Source organism: Nocardioides sp. Kera G14 (assembly GCF_020715565.1).
GTDB lineage: Bacteria > Actinomycetota > Actinomycetes > Propionibacteriales > Nocardioidaceae > Nocardioides.
In genome coordinates this window covers 29,218-46,927 of the sequence record NZ_CP085839.1, presented here as the reverse complement: position 1 = coordinate 46,927, position 17,710 = coordinate 29,218, and the positions used below count along the sequence as shown (strand labels likewise).

The 17,710-nt window shown below is 69.4% G+C and carries 20 protein-coding genes; 9 read left to right on the top strand and 11 right to left on the bottom strand.

Annotated elements, in window-relative coordinates; translation table 11 throughout:
* The first annotated feature begins 132 nt into the window (after positions 1-132).
* On the top strand, positions 133-729 hold the full coding sequence (locus tag LH076_RS00220) for a hypothetical protein (RefSeq protein WP_227781965.1): 597 nt from the start codon (positions 133-135) through the stop codon (positions 727-729).
* On the opposite strand, the gene LH076_RS00215 is transcribed toward LH076_RS00220, so the two are convergent.
* Positions 703-2,589, bottom strand: a complete 1,887-nt coding sequence (locus LH076_RS00215) for a vWA domain-containing protein (RefSeq protein ID WP_227781964.1) — start codon at positions 2,587-2,589, stop codon at positions 703-705. The two genes, LH076_RS00220 and LH076_RS00215, sit on opposite strands and share 27 nt — an antisense overlap.
* Before the next feature lie 58 nt (positions 2,590-2,647).
* Here LH076_RS00215 and LH076_RS00210 point away from each other — a divergent pair, with 58 nt between their 5' ends.
* Entirely contained in the window at positions 2,648-3,052 is a 405-nt protein-coding gene (locus tag LH076_RS00210) for a phage holin family protein (protein WP_227781963.1), read from the top strand.
* Positions 3,053-3,061: 9 nt separating this feature from the next.
* Positions 3,062-4,750 (top strand): amidase, encoded by a 1,689-nt coding sequence (locus tag LH076_RS00205; protein WP_227781962.1) that lies wholly within the window; start codon positions 3,062-3,064, stop codon positions 4,748-4,750.
* Here the strand turns inward: LH076_RS00205 and LH076_RS00200 are convergent, their stop codons facing one another.
* Genes LH076_RS00200 through nth form a run of 4 tightly spaced genes read right to left on the bottom strand, consistent with a single transcriptional unit; the run spans position 4,751 to position 7,939 of the window.
* Entirely contained in the window at positions 4,751-5,923 is a 1,173-nt protein-coding gene (locus LH076_RS00200) for a MarP family serine protease (RefSeq protein ID WP_227781961.1), read from the bottom strand. It lies immediately after the preceding gene.
* Positions 5,920-6,633, bottom strand: a complete 714-nt coding sequence (locus tag LH076_RS00195; protein WP_227781960.1) for an NUDIX hydrolase — start codon at positions 6,631-6,633, stop codon at positions 5,920-5,922. Before LH076_RS00195 ends, LH076_RS00200 begins: the two co-directional genes overlap by 4 nt.
* Entirely contained in the window at positions 6,630-7,232 is a 603-nt protein-coding gene (locus LH076_RS00190; protein ID WP_227781959.1) for a TlpA family protein disulfide reductase, read from the bottom strand. The genes LH076_RS00195 and LH076_RS00190 overlap by 4 nt, the downstream gene beginning before the upstream one ends.
* Complete coding sequence (nth, locus tag LH076_RS00185; protein WP_227781958.1) at positions 7,232-7,939, bottom strand: endonuclease III; 708 nt, start codon at positions 7,937-7,939, stop codon at positions 7,232-7,234. The genes LH076_RS00190 and nth overlap by 1 nt, the downstream gene beginning before the upstream one ends.
* A gap of 75 nt (positions 7,940-8,014) precedes the next feature.
* Here nth and LH076_RS00180 point away from each other — a divergent pair, with 75 nt between their 5' ends.
* Positions 8,015-8,737, top strand: a complete 723-nt coding sequence (locus tag LH076_RS00180; protein ID WP_227781957.1) for a Crp/Fnr family transcriptional regulator — start codon at positions 8,015-8,017, stop codon at positions 8,735-8,737.
* Between the two features lie 48 nt (positions 8,738-8,785).
* On the opposite strand, the gene LH076_RS00175 is transcribed toward LH076_RS00180, so the two are convergent.
* From LH076_RS00175 to LH076_RS00160, 4 genes are read right to left on the bottom strand one after another with little or no spacing between them, the layout of a single operon-like run.
* Positions 8,786-9,589 carry an MBL fold metallo-hydrolase gene (locus LH076_RS00175; RefSeq protein ID WP_227781956.1) on the bottom strand — a complete coding sequence of 268 codons (804 nt, stop codon included), beginning with the start codon at positions 9,587-9,589 and terminating at the stop codon, positions 8,786-8,788.
* Complete coding sequence (locus LH076_RS00170) at positions 9,586-10,275, bottom strand: NUDIX hydrolase (protein ID WP_227781955.1); 690 nt, start codon at positions 10,273-10,275, stop codon at positions 9,586-9,588. Before LH076_RS00170 ends, LH076_RS00175 begins: the two co-directional genes overlap by 4 nt.
* Before the next feature lie 4 nt (positions 10,276-10,279).
* Entirely contained in the window at positions 10,280-10,738 is a 459-nt protein-coding gene (locus LH076_RS00165; RefSeq protein WP_227781954.1) for a RidA family protein, read from the bottom strand.
* A complete protein-coding gene (locus LH076_RS00160; RefSeq protein WP_227781953.1) occupies positions 10,735-10,890 on the bottom strand; it encodes a DUF4177 domain-containing protein in 156 nt (51 codons plus the stop codon). Before LH076_RS00160 ends, LH076_RS00165 begins: the two co-directional genes overlap by 4 nt.
* A 34-nt stretch (positions 10,891-10,924) precedes the next feature.
* Here LH076_RS00160 and LH076_RS00155 point away from each other — a divergent pair, with 34 nt between their 5' ends.
* Genes LH076_RS00155 through LH076_RS00145 form a run of 3 tightly spaced genes read left to right on the top strand, consistent with a single transcriptional unit; the run spans position 10,925 to position 13,529 of the window.
* Positions 10,925-11,380, top strand: a complete 456-nt coding sequence (locus tag LH076_RS00155) for a nuclear transport factor 2 family protein (RefSeq protein WP_227781952.1) — start codon at positions 10,925-10,927, stop codon at positions 11,378-11,380.
* Positions 11,377-12,378: an ArsA-related P-loop ATPase gene (locus LH076_RS00150; RefSeq protein ID WP_227781951.1), complete on the top strand. Its 1,002-nt coding sequence runs from the start codon at positions 11,377-11,379 to the stop codon at positions 12,376-12,378. The genes LH076_RS00155 and LH076_RS00150 overlap by 4 nt, the downstream gene beginning before the upstream one ends.
* The gene (locus LH076_RS00145) at positions 12,375-13,529 is read left to right on the top strand and encodes an ArsA family ATPase (RefSeq protein ID WP_227781950.1); all 1,155 of its coding nucleotides are present in this window, start codon (positions 12,375-12,377) and stop codon (positions 13,527-13,529) included. The genes LH076_RS00150 and LH076_RS00145 overlap by 4 nt, the downstream gene beginning before the upstream one ends.
* A 25-nt stretch (positions 13,530-13,554) precedes the next feature.
* On the opposite strand, the gene LH076_RS00140 is transcribed toward LH076_RS00145, so the two are convergent.
* Positions 13,555-13,857: a WhiB family transcriptional regulator gene (locus LH076_RS00140; RefSeq protein ID WP_227781949.1), complete on the bottom strand. Its 303-nt coding sequence runs from the start codon at positions 13,855-13,857 to the stop codon at positions 13,555-13,557.
* A 181-nt stretch (positions 13,858-14,038) separates the two neighbouring features.
* On the opposite strand from LH076_RS00140, the gene LH076_RS00135 reads away from it, so the two are divergent.
* The gene (locus LH076_RS00135) at positions 14,039-16,270 is read left to right on the top strand and encodes a transglycosylase domain-containing protein (RefSeq protein WP_227781948.1); all 2,232 of its coding nucleotides are present in this window, start codon (positions 14,039-14,041) and stop codon (positions 16,268-16,270) included.
* Here the strand turns inward: LH076_RS00135 and LH076_RS00130 are convergent.
* Entirely contained in the window at positions 16,267-16,725 is a 459-nt protein-coding gene (locus LH076_RS00130; protein WP_227781947.1) for a GatB/YqeY domain-containing protein, read from the bottom strand. The genes LH076_RS00135 and LH076_RS00130 overlap by 4 nt on opposite strands.
* A 26-nt stretch (positions 16,726-16,751) precedes the next feature.
* On the opposite strand from LH076_RS00130, the gene LH076_RS00125 reads away from it, so the two are divergent.
* Positions 16,752-17,681, top strand: coding sequence for a metallophosphoesterase (locus tag LH076_RS00125; RefSeq protein WP_227781946.1), 930 nt, complete (start codon positions 16,752-16,754; stop codon positions 17,679-17,681).
* Positions 17,682-17,710 lie beyond the last annotated feature (29 nt).

Genomic DNA, 17,710 nt, shown 5'->3' with positions numbered 1-17,710 from the left:
GAATCCGCGTCGATCATCTCCGCCCCTGCACATCAGACTGATGTGCAGGGTCATGTAGGCCCCCCTTTGCCAGATCCCGAGTGTCCAGGCGCGACCGGTTCCACATCCCGGCTGGGGCTAGGTTAAGGGACTATGGACCTGCTGCCAATGCGGTCGGGGAGATTGCTGCCGCCACGTCGTCGCAACTCCGCGCTCGTACGCCGACGGCGAGCCTTTGCCGGGCTGCTCATCTCGGTCGTCGGCGCAGCCCTGATCGGCTTCGGAACCTGGGCCAACACGGTCGACGAACCAGACCCGGTCCGGGTCACCGTGCCGGGCCGGACCGCTCTCCCGGAGATCCACTTCTTCCAGAACACCTGGGTCCTCTACGCCGCGATCCCCGACCGGCGGCACCCCCCGAGCCTGTCGGCGTTGGGCTGCTCGCTCCGCGGCGCCACGCTGCCGCCCCACCCGGCGGACATGTCGGTCTACGGCTCACGGGTCGTCGACGGCGGTCCGATCCTGCCGGCCGTCTTCCTGGGTCGGCCCAGCAGGGCTTCGCTGCTGTGCACCGACGCGACGACGTACGGGCCACTGTGGGCGATGCCGTCGACGACCGTCCCGCCCTTCACGGCGACGGCCATGATCATCCTCGGCATCCTGTTCCTGGTCGCGGCCGCGCTGCTGCATCCCGCCGTGGGCGACCTGCCCGAGCGGATCACCTCATGGCGCCGGCGGGCCACCGACTGACGCGTTGCGCCGGCTCCACCACCAACTGCCGCCACCGAGCACGGCGACGATGACCACCGCGAGCAGGATCAACAGGCCCGCGGGGGCGCCGCCCTCATCCTTCGCGGCCGGCGTGGGGGCCGCGTCACCGGGATCGGCACTCGTGGTGGCCGAGGCCGACGGCGAGGCTGAGCCGCCACCGTCTGCGAACATGGGGCCCTGCTGGGCGGTCCCCTCGACCGCGATGGTCAACGTGAAGGGGTACTCCACCGAGTTGTCAGCAGACGCCATCGAGACACCGACGAAGTAGTCACCTGCACGCGACGTGCTGCCGCCCGTGCTGGTGAAGGAGTCATCGGCGGCCGCGGTGACGGGCGAGGTGGCGTCGTACAGCGCAGTCGCCTCCGGCTTGCTGGAGGTGTTGATCCCCGCGAGATCGCTGGACTTCGCGTCCGAGGCGGGAGGGAGCTGCGACCAGGTCGGGTCGTAGAGGACGACCCGGGCCTGGCTGTCCCAGATGGTGCCGGCGTCCAGCGCCTTCGCCATGGCGGCAGTGACCGCAGGAAAGGCGATGCCCACCTTGAGCGACTGGCCGTAGTCGAGATGGACGCGGACGAGGTCGGACTCTCCGGCAACGATCGTGCCGGAGTACGAGCCCGGCTCGACCAGCGGCGCGTTCAGGAAGGACTGGCCTCCGGTGAGTGGCGACGCCGCGCCTGCGGCAGCGGGCGCCGGTTGAGCAGTGGCCTTGAGGTCGGGGGTGGTCCAGCCGGGATCGTCCACCGTGGGCTCCTCGAGGACGCGCAGGCCGATCGGCACCTCGGAGGTCGCAGCATTGTCACGGTAGACCTCGAAACGGTAGGTGCCCGGTTCGTCACAGTCCTTGGAGAGGCCGCCGATCCGGGCCTGAGCCGACATGACGTCGCGGACGTCGAAGGTCCGCTGGGACATGGTGGACACGGAGTCGCACTCCGTGCCGTCGGGGGCGTAGGCCTTCACGTACATCGCCGCGCTCGTGCGGTGTTCGTCCTGCAGGTAGAAGACGAAGCGGACGTCGGTGCCGGGGTCCTTGAGCTCGTAGGCGTAGCTCTTCTTCGCGCCCTGCCCTGCCAGGGTGTCCGTCCACTCGCCGGCCGTGATCGGGGTCGGTGACTGCTCCGAGCCGCCGACGATCGGCGTTCCCTGATAGGTGAAGGGCCGCAGGGAGCGTGTGGCCACATGCTCGAGAGTCGACTCGATCTCCGCCGCCGAATCCGCGTCGTAGTAGGTGCCGCCGCCGTTGTCGGCGATGCACTTGAGCTGCTCGCGCGCCTTGCCGGAGACGGCGAGACCGACCACATTGATGGTCAGGTCGACGCCGGACTTCGAGACCTGCTTGGCGACCGGGCACGGGTCACCACACGTCGACTCCCCGTCCGAGACGAGGACGATCGAGCGCGCGCCGTCGCTGCCGAGGTCCTTGGCAGCCTCCTTGAGGGCCACCGGGATCGGCGTCTCTCCGTAGGGCTTGTAGGCGGTCGCGGCGCTCGAGAGCGCGTCGCGGTTGTCGGTGCCGATCGGCACGACCAACTCGGTGTCGTTGCAGGCGCCCGGATCGGTACGGCTGAAGACCTTCGAGCCGAAGACCCGCATGCCGACCTCCGCCTCGTCCGGCAGGCCACTGATCACCTTGGCCAGCGCCTTGCGGGCCGCCTGGATCTTGGTGCCGCCGGCGGCCTGCTCCTTCATCGAGCCCGAGGAGTCGAGCACCAGGAGCATCCGGCTCTGGCCCTGGTCGTCCCCGCCGGTGCCCTCGGCGGCGTACGACGGCACGACGAGCGCGGCAGGCGCCAGCATCATCGTGGTGACGGCCGCGAGCAGCAGCCGAACAACAAACCCCATGTGATCTCCCGAGCAGAAGAGGGACGGTCCCGGAGCACACCCTAGTAATGTCGCCCACATGACGCACCAGAGCGCGCCCGAGGCCGAGCCCACCATCGGCCGTCTCGTCGCCGATGCCAGCCGTGACATCTCGACGCTGATCTCGAAGGAGATCGAGCTGGCGAAGTCCGAGATCAAGGTCAGTGTCACCAACGGTGGCGTCGGCGCGGCGCTCTTCGCCGTCGCCGGCTTCCTGCTGGTGCTGGCGATCATCATGTTCTCGATCGCGGTCGCCTTCCTGATCCACTGGAACGGTTCGGGCCTGGACCTCCAGTGGGCCTTCCTGATCGTCTTCGGCTTCTATGTCCTGCTCGCCGTGATCTGCGTCCTCATCGGCATCCGCAAGGTCAAGCGGGTCAAGGCACCCGAGCGCGCGATCGCGCAGGGCAAGGAGATCCCGAAGGCGCTCAAGGGCAAGGCCTGACCGCTCCCCATGGCCCGGGCGTACGACGTCGTCGAAGCCTCCGTTCCTCAGCTCCGCTCCGCCCTTGCCTCCGGCGAGGTGACGGCCGTCGAGCTCGTCACCGCCTACCAGTCGCGCATCGCTGCACTCGACGGGGAGCTGAACTCGGTGGTCGTGCCGAACCCGTCGGCGCTGAGCGAGGCGGCGGCCTCCGATGCCCGTCGCGCTCGCGGTGAGGTGCTGGGGCCGCTGGATGGGATTCCCTACACCGCCAAGGACTCCTACCTCGTTGAAGGACTGACCGCAGCGTCCGGGTCCCCAGCATTCGCCGGGCTCGTGGCGCAGTGGGACGCGTTCGCCGTTGCCCGACTCCGGGCCGGCGGGGCGATCTGCCTGGGCAAGACGAACATGCCACCGATGGCCAACGGCGGGATGCAGCGCGGCCTCTACGGTCGCGCCGAGTCGCCCTACAACCGCGACTACCTGACGGCGCCGTTCGCCTCAGGGTCGTCCAACGGTTCCGGCACGGCCACGGCTGCCTCCCTCTGTGCCTTCGGACTCGGAGAGGAGACGTGGTCGTCGGGTCGCGGGCCGGCGACCAACAACGCGCTGTGCGCCTACACGCCGTCACGCGGCGTGATCTCCGTGCGGGGCAACTGGCCCCTCGTGCCGACGATGGATGTCGTCGTACCCCAGACGCGGTCGATGGTCGACCTGCTCGAGGTGCTCGACGTCATCGTTGCTCCCGATCCCGAGACCCGCGGCGACTTCTGGCGGGCGCAGCCATGGGTCACGCTGCCGTCCGTCCCGGACGTCCGCCCCTCGTCGTACGTCGACCTCCCCTCCTCCGCCTCGCTCGAGGGCGTCGTGCTGGGTGTCCCCCGGATGTACCTCAACGCCGACCCTTCGGCCGGTGTGGGGGCGACGGGGATCGGTGGTCCGACGGGCCAGGCGATCTCGACCCGCCCGTCCGTCATCGCCCTCTGGGAAGCACTGCGAGCCGATCTCGAGGCCGCCGGCGCTCAGGTGGTCGAGGTGGACTTCCCCGTGGTGTCCAACTACGAGGGCGACCGCGCGGGCGCACCCACGATCAGGACACGCGGATTGGTCTCGCCGGAGTTCCTGAGGTCGGAGATCTGGGACCTGTCGGCCTGGGCATGGGACGACTTCCTCGCCGCCAACGGCGACTCCTCGCTCTCGACGCTCGTCGGTGTCGACGGCGCCACGATCTTTCCCGCCCCGCCCGGCGCGCTGGCGGATCGCTACACCGGCTTCGAGGACGACATCGCCGACTACCCCCGCCACGTCGAGGCGCATCCCTATGCGTCCTTCACCGAGATCCCTGACCTGGCGGACGGGGTGCGCGGTCTGGAGGAGACCCGGCGGATCGACCTCGAGGAGTGGATGGACTCGCTCGGCCTGGACGCCGTGGTCTTCCCCGCCGTCGCCGACGTCGGCCCGGCCGACATGGACGTCAACGAGGTGTCAGCCGATGCGGGCTGGCGCAACGGCGTCTGGGTCGCCAACGGCAACCTCGTCCCGCGTCACCTCGGCATCCCCACCGTCACGGTTCCGATGGGGGTCATGGACGACATCGGCATGCCCGTCGGCCTCACGATCGCGGGGAAGGCCTACAGGGACACGGAGCTGCTCCGCTTGGGAGTCGCGATCGAGGCCACCGCCGAGACAGGCACCCGCCGGCTGCCGCCTCCGCTCTGATCAGGCGCAGCCGCCGGTGGAGACGCGAGTAGTTCTCTGCTTCCCCTCCTCGGCGAGACGCGAGACCTGGTTGGCGGTGAGCGCGTAGCCGGTGTCCTTGTCCGTGACGGAGGCGGCGAAGACGACCCCTGCGACCTGTCCTGCGGAGTCGACGATTGGACCTCCGGAGTTGCCGGGACGGATGAGGCCGCGCAGCGAGTAGACGTCGCGGATGACGGTGCCCGAGCCGTAGATGTCGGGCGAGCGCAGGCGCTGCTGGGCGCGGATGCGGCCGGGCTCGATGTCGAAGGGGCCGTCCTGCGGGTAGCCCAGGATGGCGACGCCGTCACCCGGCTTGGCCGAGCTGGCGAGGTCCAGCGGGGTCGCCGAGCCGCTGTCGAAGGCCACCACCGCGATGTCCACGCCGGGGTCGTAGAGGACGACCTTGCCGTCAGCCTCGTCGTTCCCGCGGGAGACGACCGGCTCCGAGACACCGGCGACCACATGGGCGTTGGTCATCAGGTAGCCCGGCGCGATGAGGAAGCCGGTGCCCTCCACGCCGCGTCCACAGGAGTTCGCGCCGCGGACCTTGAAGACCGAGGCCTCGGCCCGTACGACGTCAGGGTCCTTCTTCAGCCGTGCCGGCCCGGGCCCGACCCGGACGATGCGCTCGGGTGCGAAAGGCTCCAGATAACGCGGGAAGAACGACGTGCCGACGACGTTGTTGAACCGGTCGAGTGCCTTGGCCGCGCTGAGCGGCATCACGTCGTCGACGCGGGAGAGCACGGTCGAGCCGCGCACGGCCGAGGTGATCGGGCCGATGTGGGCCCCCGAGATCGCCACGCCCAGCGCCCAGGCCACGACGAGCACTGCCGCGGCCGAGAGCACCGCGCCCCCACACGCGTCGAGGGCTCTCACCGGACGCCAGCTGATCGAGTTGCGCACCCGCGTGCCGACGTACTGCAGGATGCCCTGACCCAGGGAGGCGGCCAGGATGACGACGAAGAGCGCGCCGAGGGAGACCCAGACGGACGGGGAGGCGTCGCCGAGAAGTTTGGGCGCCGCCCAGACGCCGATGAACCCGCCGAGCAGCAGGCCGACGGTCGCGAAGGCACCGCTGATGAAGCCCTGCCAGTAGCCGGAGAGGGCGTAGGCCGCGACCAGGAGGACGAGGCACCAGTCGAGCCAGTTCACTCCGATACCTCGGGCGACACCTCAGGCAGGTCCCGGCCGCGAGCCCGCTCGCGCCCGGCCAGCATGTAGGCGGGCAGCTCGACCTCGCGCGCATCAGGCATGGGCTCGATCCAACCGAGATACGTGAGGAAACGCTCGACGACACCCCCGGTGAAGCCCCAGAGGATCACATCCTTCTCCGGCCCGATCAGGAAACCCGGCGACCTCCACCCATGGGACGGCGAGATGACGGTGATGCGGTGCGTCGGGTCGCGCAACTCGGCGATCGGCACCCGATAGATCGCGTGCACCTCGTCCGGCGACGCGGGGATGGGCTCGTGCTGCTGCTCCCACCAGCCGATGACCGTCGTGACGGCGAAGTTGCTGGGCGGCAGCCAGAGCTCGGGCAGGTGCCCGACGATCTCGACGTCGTACGGCGAGATGCCTGCCTCCTCCTCGGCCTCACGCAGCGCGGCCTGGTCGATGGACTCGCCCTCGTCGAGCGATCCGCCCGGGAAGGAGACCTGGCCCGGGTGCGAGCGCATGGTGTGCGACCGCTCGGTGAGGACCAGGTCGGGTCCGGAGGCGCCTTCGCCGAAGAGCATCAGCACCGCCGACTGCCGCGCGTTCGAGCCCTCGGGCACCGTGAAGGAGGAGATCCTGTCCGGCGTGATCGTCTTCGAGGCGGCGATGACCTCGTGGAGCCAGTCCGGCCTGTGCTGGGACGTCATGAGAGCTGCATCCCGAGCTGCGTGTTGACCATGTCGACGACCTCGTCCAGAGACTCGAGACCGCCCGCCTGCTTCGTGACGGTGCCGTCGGCATGGAGGAAGAAGAATGTCGGCAACCCCGTCAGATGCAGCGTCTTGGTCTTGTCGATGTGCCCGTTGTAGTCGAAGAGCTGCGGGTAGGACGCCTTGCGCTTGGCTGCCTGCTTCAGCGCGACCCCGGGATACGTGTCCTCGATGTCGATGCCCAACAGGGGCACCTGGCTGCCGTACTTCCGGTGGAACTCACCCAGTGCCGGCATCTCCTGCCGGCACGGCCCACATGTGCTCGACCAGACGTTGATGACGAGCGGACCCTTGAGCGTCGACAGGTCGACGTCGGCGCCGCCGCCGAGGCACTTCAGCGTCACGTCGGGGAGTCCACCCCTCGAGGTCTGCGAGGTCGGGCATGATTCGATGCCGGCCGCCTTCTTGAGGGCGACCAGCTCGGGCGTGTCGACGCGGATGTCCTTCTCCTTCGGCGCCGTGATCGATGGTCCGCCACAGCCGACGAGGGTCAGTAGGAGTACGGCGGCGCCCGCCGCCATGCGTACGCGACCCATCAGTTGGGTCCCTCGTCACGCAGCAGCTTCGCCGCGACCTCCGGATCGGTCGGCCCCTCGCCGAAGCTCGGGCAGAGCTTGGCGACCACGCAGGCGCCGCAGGCCGGCTTCTTGGCGTGACAGCAGCGCCGGCCGTGCCAGATCAGGTGGTGCGAGAGCATCGTCCAGTCGCGCTTCTCGAAGAGCGCGCCCACGGCGTGCTCGACCTTCACCGGGTCGGTCTCGTCGGTGAAGCCCAGTCGCCGGGAGAGGCGACCGAAGTGCGTGTCGACGGTGATGCCCGGAAGCCCGAACGCGTTGCCCAGCACGACGTTGGCGGTCTTGCGGCCCACACCGGGCAGCTTGACGAGCGCGTCCAGCGAAGCCGGCACCTCGCCGCCGTACTCCTCCACCAAGGCTGCACTCAGCCGGAGGAGAGAGTCGGTCTTGGCCCGGAAGAAACCCAGCGGACCGATGATGCCCTCGAGCACGGTGCGGTCGGCAGCGGCCATCGCGCGGGCGTCGGGGTAGGCGGCGAAGAGGGTCGGGCGGACAGCATTGACCCGCTTGTCCGTCGTCTGCGCGGACAGCACCGTGACGACGAGGCACTGATAAGAATTGTCGAAGTCCAGCTCCGCCTTGGCGTCGGGATAGGTGACGGCCAGGACCCGGTCGATCTTCCGAGCACGGCGGACGAGTCCGGTCCGGGTCTCGTCCTGCCTGCGCACGCCGCAAGAGTACGGGGCCTGCTGCGGGAGGTTGTGCCGCGGTGTGAGGCACTCCGCGGCTAGGATTCAGGTCACATGCCCGCTCTCGTGGGTTTGACGGTGGTGATCACGGAGGTTCTGGTGGACAACGACGTGCTGCGACAGGCGCCGCTCTTCAGCGCGCTCGACGACGAGGCGGCCACGGCGCTGCTGTCGTCGCTCGCTGAGACGAAGCTTCGCCGCGGCGAGGTGCTGTTCCACGAGGGCGACTCGGGCGACAAGCTCTATGTCGTCGTCGACGGCAAGGTGAAGCTCGGCCGGACGTCGTCCGATGGCCGTGAGAACCTGCTGGCGATCCTCGGCCCGGGCCAGATGTTCGGCGAGCTGTCGCTCTTCGACCCCGGCCCCCGCTCGGCCACCGTCACCGCGGTCACCGACTCCACGTTCGCGTCCCTGTCCCACGAGGACCTGCTCTCGTGGCTCGAGGGGCGGCCGAAGATCGCCTCGAGCCTGCTCGGTCAGCTCGCGGGCCGACTCCGCAAGGCCAACGACGTCGTCGCGGACCTTGTCTTCTCCGACGTGCCCGGCCGCGTCGCCAAGGCGCTGCTCGACCTCGCCGAGCGCTTCGGCCGCACTGCCGACGACGGCGTGCACGTTCACCACGACCTCACCCAGGAGGAGCTCGCCCAGCTGGTCGGCGCCTCCCGCGAGACGGTCAACAAGGCGCTCGCTGACTTCGTCTCCCGCGGCTGGCTGCGGCTCGAGCCGCGCTCGGTCGTCATCCTCGACGTAGACCGCATGACCCGCCGCGCCCGCTGACCCGGCCCAAGAGAGGGCCCTCCCTCACCGCCGAATCCGGATCCGGGCTCAGGAAGGGCGGGACTCGTCGAGGTGAGCGAGCTGCGCCCGGACCGAGAGCTCGGCAGCGCCCCACAGGACCGGGTCGACGTCGGCGTAGACGATCTCGACGACCGCGCGCGGCACATCGTCGGGCAGCGTGTCGGGCGGCACCAGAACGAGGGCCGTGGCGACCTGCTCGAGGCGGGAGTGACGGTGCGCGATGTAGTAGTCCAGGGTCGCGAGCGCGTCAGCGATGGCCGGGCCGTGACCCGGCCAGATCCAGGACACGTCTCGCGATTCGGCCAGCGCACGCAGGCGATCCAGCGACGACAGATAGGCGCCCAGCTGCCCGTCCGGATGGGCCACGACCGTCGTGCCACGGCCCAGCACGGTGTCACCGGTCAGCACGGCGGAGGCCGAGGGCACCCAGAAGGAGAGCGAGTCGGCCGTGTGGCCGGGCGTGGCGACGACCTCGATCTCCAGCTCCGAGCCGACCGAGACGACGTCCCCGGCCCGCAGCCCCTCGGCACCGAGCACAAGCGCGGGGTCCAGCGCGCGGACCGGAGCGCCCACCCTCTCCCCGAAGGCCCGAGCGCTCTCGGAGTGGTCGAAATGATGATGCGTGAGGAGGACCTCGACCACGTCGCCGGCCGCCTCGGCAACGGCGTCGAGGTGGGAGTCGCTGAGCGGGCCCGGATCGACCACCACCGACCGCGTGCCCGCCCGCAGGATCCAGGTGTTGGTGCCGTCGAGTGTCATCAGGCCGGGGTTGGGTGCGAGGACGCACTCGTGGTCGCCGTACGACCCTCCGGTCCAGGCCTCGCCGCTCATGACCAGCGCGCCCTGTCGCCGCGCGCCGCGGCCAGCTCCTGCGCCCACACCGGCAGCCGGAGGGACGCATCGGTCCAGTCCGGCAGGAACATCTCGACCGACGCGTCGACGGTCGCGGCCATCACCTCTCCTGCCGAGGCGAAGGTCGCGAGACGCAGCATGGCGGCGTACGTCGGCGGCATCATGTCCCACTCGCCGGCATCGACCTTGTCCAGAGCCTCCGCGGGCGTCACCCACGACACCGACGACGACTCGGTCGAGAGCTCCCGCGCCTCCTGGCCCGGCGGCAGCAGAGCGGTGAAGAACCAGGTGCGATAGCGCTTCGGCATCACGACGGGCGTGGTCCAGGCGTCCCACAGGCCCAGCGCATCGGGTGACAGCACGACACCGGTCTCCTCAGCCACCTCGCGGACCGCGGCACCCAGCACCGACGCCGCGTGGGAGAGGTCGGTCGCCCCCATCCGAGCGGCCCAGACGTCGTGACCGTCCCGGGATTCGTCGGTGAGAAGGGCGGAGTCCGACGGAGAGTCGGCGGCATCGACGCCGCCGCCGGGGAAGACGACCACGCCCGCGGCGAACTCCATCGTGGTGCGCCGCACCATGACGAAGACCTCGAGCGGCGCCTCAGCGGTTGACCGCAGCAACAGGACCGTGGCCGCGTCGCGCGGCTCCGCCACCTCGGACATCAGCTCAGAGCTCGACGATGATCTCCACCTCGACGGAGACGTCGAGAGGAAGCGCCGCCACACCGACGGCGGAACGGGCGTGCGGGCCGTCGAAGGCCGTGGCGAGCAACTCCGAGGCGCCGTTCGCCACGGCCGGCTGGCCTGTGAAGGACGGGTCGGAGGCGACGAAGACGACCGCCTTCACCACCTGCTTGACCTGGTCGAGGTCACCGATCAGCGCCATCACGGCAGCGATCGCGTTGAGCGCACACTGCTGAGCGGCCTCGGTCGCGAGCTCGGCCGACGGACCGTCCGGAGCACCGACCTTGCCGACCGCCACCGGCGACCCGCCGCGCATCGGGATCTGCCCGGAGCTGAACACCAGGTTCCCGGAGCGAACGGCCGGGATGTAGGCCGCCACAGGCGGCACGACCTCGGGGACGGTCAGGCCGAGCTCAGCCAGCCGGTCCTCGACCGCGCTCACGAGGACACCGGACGCTTGAAGTACCCGACGAGATTGCCGGAGCCGTTATCGGTGATCGTGACGAGCTCCCAGCCGTCCTGACCGAAGTTGTTGAGGATCTGCCCGGCGACATGGTTGAGGATCGGGGCGACCTGGTACTCCCACTGAGTCATGCCAGAACCCTACCGCCGGGCCTAGAGTCGCCTCATGGTGGAACAGGTTCCAGATCTGGAGCAGATCAAGCAGCTCAAGTACCGCTACGTCCGGCTCCTCGACACCAAGGACTGGGACGGCTTCAGCGAGTGCTTCACCGAGGACGCCACGGGCGACTACGCCGGTCTCGTCTTCGCCAACCGGTCCGATCTCGTCGACTACATGCGCACCAACCTGCCCGCCGGCATCCTCACGATGCACCAGGTCCACCACCCCGAGATCACCGTCTCCGGCGACGAGGCGACCGGCCGCTGGTACCTCCAGGACAAGGTCCTCTCCGACGCCTTCCGCTTCGCCCTCGAGGGCGCCGCCTTCTACGAGGACAGGTACACCCGTACGCCGACGGGCTGGCGCATCGCGCACACCGGCTACATCCGCACCTTCGAGACGACCTACTCGCTGGATGACCTCCCCAGCCTGAAGATCAGCGGCTACAGTCCGACCCCATGAGTAACGGGGCTGACGACGGTGTGCGGCTGCACGTCGTCAGCGGCAAGGGCGGCACCGGCAAGTCGACCGTCGCCGCGGCACTGGCGCTGGGCCTCGCGAGCGAGGGCAAGAACGTCCTGCTCTGCGAGGTCGAGGGACGTCAGGGCATCGCCCGGATGTTCGACGTCGACCCGCTCCCCTACGCCGAGACCCGAGTCGCCACGGGCCTCACCGTCGACGGCCGACGCCCGGGCAACGTCTACGCGTTGCACATCGACGCGGAGTCGGCACTGCTCGAGTACCTCGCGATGTACTACAAGCTCGGCCGCGCCGGGAAGGCGCTCGACCGCTTCGGCGTGATCGAGTTCGCCACCACGGTCGCCCCCGGCGTCCGCGACGTCCTCCTCACCGGCAAGGTCTTCGAGGCCGTCCACCGCAACAGCCGCAACCGCGGCGCCAGGACGTACGACGCCGTCGTGCTCGATGCGCCCCCGACCGGCCGGATCACGCAGTTCCTCAACGTGAGCGACCAGGTGGCGGGTCTCGCGAAGGTGGGCCCGATCCGGCACCAGGCCGACACGATGATGACGCTCTTCCGCTCCCCGCAGACCGCGGTGCACCTCGTCACCCTGCTGGAGGAGATGCCCGTGCAGGAGACCGCGGACGGGATCGCCGAGCTGCGCAGGGCACAGCTGCCGACCGGCACCGTCATCGTCAACCTGGTGCGACCGCGTGACCTCGACGACGAGGAGCTGGCCGCGGCCACCTCCGACCAGGTCGACCGTGCGGGCATCGTCGAGCAGCTGAAGAGCGTCGGGATCGACGCGACCGACAGCCTCGTCGACGGCCTCCTCGCCGACGCCGGGGATCACGCCGAGCGCCGGGCGCTGGAGGATGCGCAGCGCGCGAAGGTGGCGGGACTCGACGTACCGTCGGTGGAGCTTCCGCGCCTGGCCGCCGGCGTCGACCTCGGCAGCCTCTACCACCTGGCCGCGATCCTGAAGGACCACATCAGATGAGCGCACGGCTGCGGGTCGGCCCGCTCGCGCACCACCCCTCGACGGCGCCCCACCTCGACATGGATCGCCTGCTCGACGATCCGAGCACGCGGATCGTCGTCTGCTGCGGCTCCGGCGGAGTCGGCAAGACCACCACCAGCGCCGCGCTGGCGCTGCGGGCCGCCGAGCGCGGCCGACGTGTCGTGGTGCTCACCATCGATCCCGCACGGCGCCTCGCACAGTCGCTCGGCATCGAGCGCCTCGACAACACCCCGCGGCGCGTGGACGTCGGAGGCACCGGTCACCTCGAGGCGATGATGCTCGACATGAAGAGCACCTTCGACGAGGTGGTGCTCAGCCAGGCGTCGCCGGAGAAGGCCGAGGCGATCCTCAATAACCCCTTCTACATCGCCCTCAGCTCGAGCTTCGCGGGCACGCAGGAGTACATGGCGATGGAGAAGCTCGGCCAGCTCCACCGCACCGGTGACTACGACCTGATCGTCGTCGACACCCCACCGAGTCGCAACGCCCTGGACTTCCTCGACGCGCCCGACCGGTTGAGCAGCTTCCTCGACGGACGGCTGATCAAGCTGCTCCTGCTGCCGGCCAAGGGCCCGGCCCGGATCATGAGCGCGGGTTTCGGGCTGATCACCAACGCACTGAGCAAGATCCTCGGCGGCCAGCTCCTGGGTGACCTGCAGACCTTCGTGGCGGCACTCGACACCGTCTTCGGCGGGTTCCGCGCCCGGGCGCAGCAGACCTATGCCCTGCTCAAGGCGCCGGGCACGGCCTTCCTCGTGGTAGCGGCTCCCGAACCGGACGCCCTGCGCGAGGCGGCGTACTTCGTCGAGCGATTGAGCGGCGACCGGATGCCGCTGGCCGGGCTCATCGTCAACCGAGCGACGACGCTGCCCGCCGGCGAGCTGAGCGCGGCCGGCGCGATCTCGGGCGCCGAGCAGCTGGAGCAGCGCGAGGGCGCGCTCGCCTCGCTCACTGCCGGACTGCTGCGACTCCACGCCGACCGCGCGATCCGGGTCGAGCGCGAACGAGCGCTGACCGACCGGTTCAGCGCGGCGCACCCCCGCGTGCCGGTCGCCGTCGTTCCGGCACTCGCCGGCGACGTACACGACCTCGACGGACTCCGTGAGGTCGGTGAGCTGCTTCAGGCCTGAGGTCAGGCCGGGAGCAGAGTTCGACTCAGGCCTGGACCTCGACCGCGGCGGGCGCGAGCGCAGAGCCGTTGGTCTTGGCGGTCTCGAGGAGAGCTCGCCACGAGGCGTTGGGCTTGCGGCGGAGCAGAGCACGACGCTCACGCTCGGTCATGCCGCCCCACACGCCCCACTCGATCTGGTTGTCGAGCGCCTCGGCGAGACACTCCGTGCGGACGGGGCATCCGCCGCAGACCTGCTTGGCCTTGTTCTGCTCGGCTCCCTTGACGAACAGTTGATCTGGTTGTGCCTCCCGGCACGCAGCCCGAGGGGCCCAGTCATCAACCCACATAACGTGTCCTTTGTGCATGAAGCCGCCGCTGTCGTCCCCACGACTACAGCAACAACCTCCCCGTGAGCTTTTACCTTAAGCTCAGGATCGGCGGGCTCACAGTCCCATCTGACCCAAGTTGCATAGTCCGATCTGACTAGACCGTTCGGGCCGATCTGGCCAATCCCGTACCCTTTGCCGCATGTCGAGGCCAGCAGAACACCGTGAACTCGTCCTGACCCGGCTGGCGGTCATGGCAGCGGTCGCGGTGATCCTCGGCGTGGTGATCGCGCTGCTCGTGATCCCGTTCGCCGGGGTCGCCGGCATCGGTGCGCGCAACGTCGCGCGGAGCATGACGAACCTGCCTGCCTCCCTCGAGACGGGCGAGCTGTCGCAGCGCTCGCGCATCGTGGATGCCAACGGCAAGCTGATCACGACGATGTACGACGAGAACCGGATCACTCGCCCCCTGAGCCAGATCAGCCGGACGATGGTGCAGGCCATCGTGTCGATCGAGGACTACCGCTTCTACCAGCACGGCGCGCTCGACCTCAAGGGCACGCTGCGCGCCTTCGTCACCAACCAGGCCAACAGCGGTGTGGTGCAGGGCGGCTCCTCCATCACCCAGCAGCTGGTCAAGCTGACCCTCCTCTCCCAGGCGCAGGCGACCGGTGACGAGGCCAAGATCAAGGCCGCCACCGACGACACCTACGCCCGCAAGCTGCAGGAGCTGCGCTACGCCATCGCGCTGGAGCAGACCCACACCAAGGACTGGATTCTCGAGCGCTACCTCAACACCGCCTACTTCGGCGACGGGGCCTTCGGCGTGCAGGCGGCGGCCAAGCACTACTTCAACGTCAACTCCGACAAGCTCTCGCTGACGCAGGCGGCGACACTGGCCGGTCTGGTGAAGAACCCCACCGGCTACGACCCCACGAACTCGCCCGACCGCGCAGTGGCCCGGCGCAACGTCGTCCTCGACCGGATGGCCCAGCTCAACGTCATCACCGATGACGAGGCCAAGACCGCCAAGGACGCGCCGCTCGGGCTCGAGGTGCAGAAGGCCCAGAACGGCTGCGTCAACGCCTCGGCGCCGTTCTTCTGCGACTACGTCCTGCGTCGGCTGCTCGACGACCCGGCGCTCGGCAAGACCGTCGAGGAGCGCCGCAAGCTGCTCAACAACGGTGGCCTGACGATCAAGACCACACTCAACCTCTCGAACCAGAAGGCCGCCGACAACTCCACCTCGGGTCACGTCGGCGCCACCGACCAGGCGATCGGAGCGATCGCCGAGGTCGAGCCCGGCACCGGCAACGTCCTCGCGCTCTCGCAGTCGCGTCCGATGGGCCGGAGCAAGAAGAAGGGCGAGACCTACCTCAACTACACCGTCCCCAAGGAGTACGGCGACGCCAACGGCTTCCAGGCCGGGTCGACCTTCAAGGCGTTCGTCCTGGCCACGGCCATCCGCGACGGTGTCGGCCTCAACACCACCATCAGCGCCCGGTCACCGATGGAGTTCCCGGTCAGCGCCTACAAGAACTGTGAGGGCGCCCCGGCCTTCGCCGGTGAGGACTGGAAGGTCGGCAACTCGACCACGAGCGGCAACATGACGCTCTACACCGGCACCCGCCTCTCGGTGAACACCTTCTTCGCCCAGCTCGAGCAGGTCACCGGCGTCTGTGACCCCTTCAACCTCGCGAAGTCGATGGGCCTCTTCCTCACCAACCCGAAGTACGAGCGGCTGCCCTCCTTCACGCTCGGCGTCGTCGACGTGAGCCCGCTCGAGATGGCCGGCGCCTACGCCACCTTCGGCGCCCGCGGCCTCTACTGCAGCCCGCGCCCGGTGACCGAGATCGACGACGCCGCCGGCAACCCGATCAAGAGCTACCCGACCGACTGCAAGCAGGTGCTGCCGAAGGAGGTCGCCGACGGCGTCAACGACGTGCTGCGCGGCGTCCAGGAGCCCGGCGGATTCGGCTACGACCTCGGTCACACCAACCTGCAGACCGCCGACGGCACCGTGATCCCCAGCGCCGGCAAGACTGGAACCACGCAGGACGGCAAGTCGGTGTGGTTCATGGGCTTCACGCCGCAGATCGCCACCGCCGCGATGATCGCCGGCGCCAACAGCCTCGGGTCACCGATCCCGCTCGGTGGCCAGACCATCCATGGCAACTACATCTCCGGCAGCGCGGTCTCCGGCTCCGGTTTCGCCGGGCCGATGTGGGCCGATGCGATGCACCCGATCCAGGACGAGCTCGAGCCGCAGGACTTCACGGCGCCGCCCGAGACGATGAAGGCCGCCACCCAGGACAAGCTCAGTGACATCAAGGTCAGCTACACCCCGCCTGTCTCGCGCTCGTCCAGCAGCAGCAGTGGCGGAGGCGGCGGCAGCAGCAATAAGCACGGCCGCAGCCGCGGCCGCGGTCACTAGGCCAGCTGCTTCTTGACCTCCGCCGAGACGACGCCACCGTCGGCCCGGCCCCTGATCTTCGGCGTGAGCGTGCCCATCACCTTGCCCATGGCACGCATCCCGTCACCCGCGACGCCGAGCTCGGCGATGGTGTCGGTGACGAGCGTCGCGATCTCCTCGGGACTCAGCTGCTCGGGCAGGTAGTCCGCGATCACCGCGGCCTCGGCCAGCTCCTTGTCGGCACTCTCCTCGCGACCACCGCCGCGGAAGGCGACAGCGGCCTCGCGGCGCTTCTTCGCCTCACTCGCGAGGACGGTCGTGACCTCCTCGTCGCTCAGCTCGCGCGCCTCCTTGCCCGCGACCTCCGCGTTCGTGATCGCGGTGAGCACCATCCGCAGCGTCGAGGACCGGACCTCGTCACGTGCCTTCATGGCAGTCGTGAGGTCGGCGCGCAGCTGCTGCTTCAAAGTGCTCATGCCCGCCATTGTGGCAGCCTTGGCCCATGGGCACCGCGCGCATTCTCGGCCGTACGGCGGCAGCGACCGCTGCATTCGGCGCCGGTGCGATCGCCTACGCCCACTGGGAGGCGCGGCAGTACACGCTGCGCCGCCTCGAGCTCCCGATCCTGCCCGCAGGTGCTGACCCCGTGCGGGTGCTGCACCTCTCGGACATCCACCTCGTGCCGACCCAGCAGCGCAAGCTCGACTGGCTCTCCGGGCTGTCACTGCTCCGCCCCGACCTCGTGATCAACACCGGCGACAACCTCTCCCACCGCGAGGCGATCAGTCCGCTCGTCGACGCCCTCGGCCCGTTGCTCGAGGTGCCGGGCGTCTTCGTGCTGGGCTCCAACGACTACTTCGAGCCGGGCATGCGCAACCCGCTGCGCTACCTCCTCCCCGACGACGGGTGGCGCGCCACGCATCTGCCTGCACTGCCCTGGGGCGAACTCGTCGACCGCTTCTCCAAGCATGGCTGGCTCGACCTCACCAACCGGTTCGGAGCGCTCGACGTCGCGGGGTTGTCCTTCGCGTTCGCAGGGGTCGACGACCCGCATCTCTCCTACGACCGGCTCGAGGATGTATCCGGTCCAGCCGACCCGCAGGCCGACGTACGACTGGGAGTGACCCACGCTCCCTACGTGCGGGTGCTCGACCAGTTCGCGGCCGACGGCTACGACGCGATCATCGCGGGCCACACCCACGGCGGACAGTGGCGGGTGCCGCTGCTCGGCGGTGGTGGCGACAGCCGCGCACTGACCACCAACTGCGATCTCGACACGGGGAGGGCTCGCGGGCTCAGCCGGCATCCGGCCGGATCCGACGGCGCCTGGCTGCACGTCTCGGCGGGCCTCGGCACCAACCCGTACATCCGGATGCGCTTCGCCTGCCGTCCCGAGGCCAGTCTCCTGACCCTCACCCCGATTGGGACCTGAGTCCGCGCACGCACTATGCTCGCGGAGGT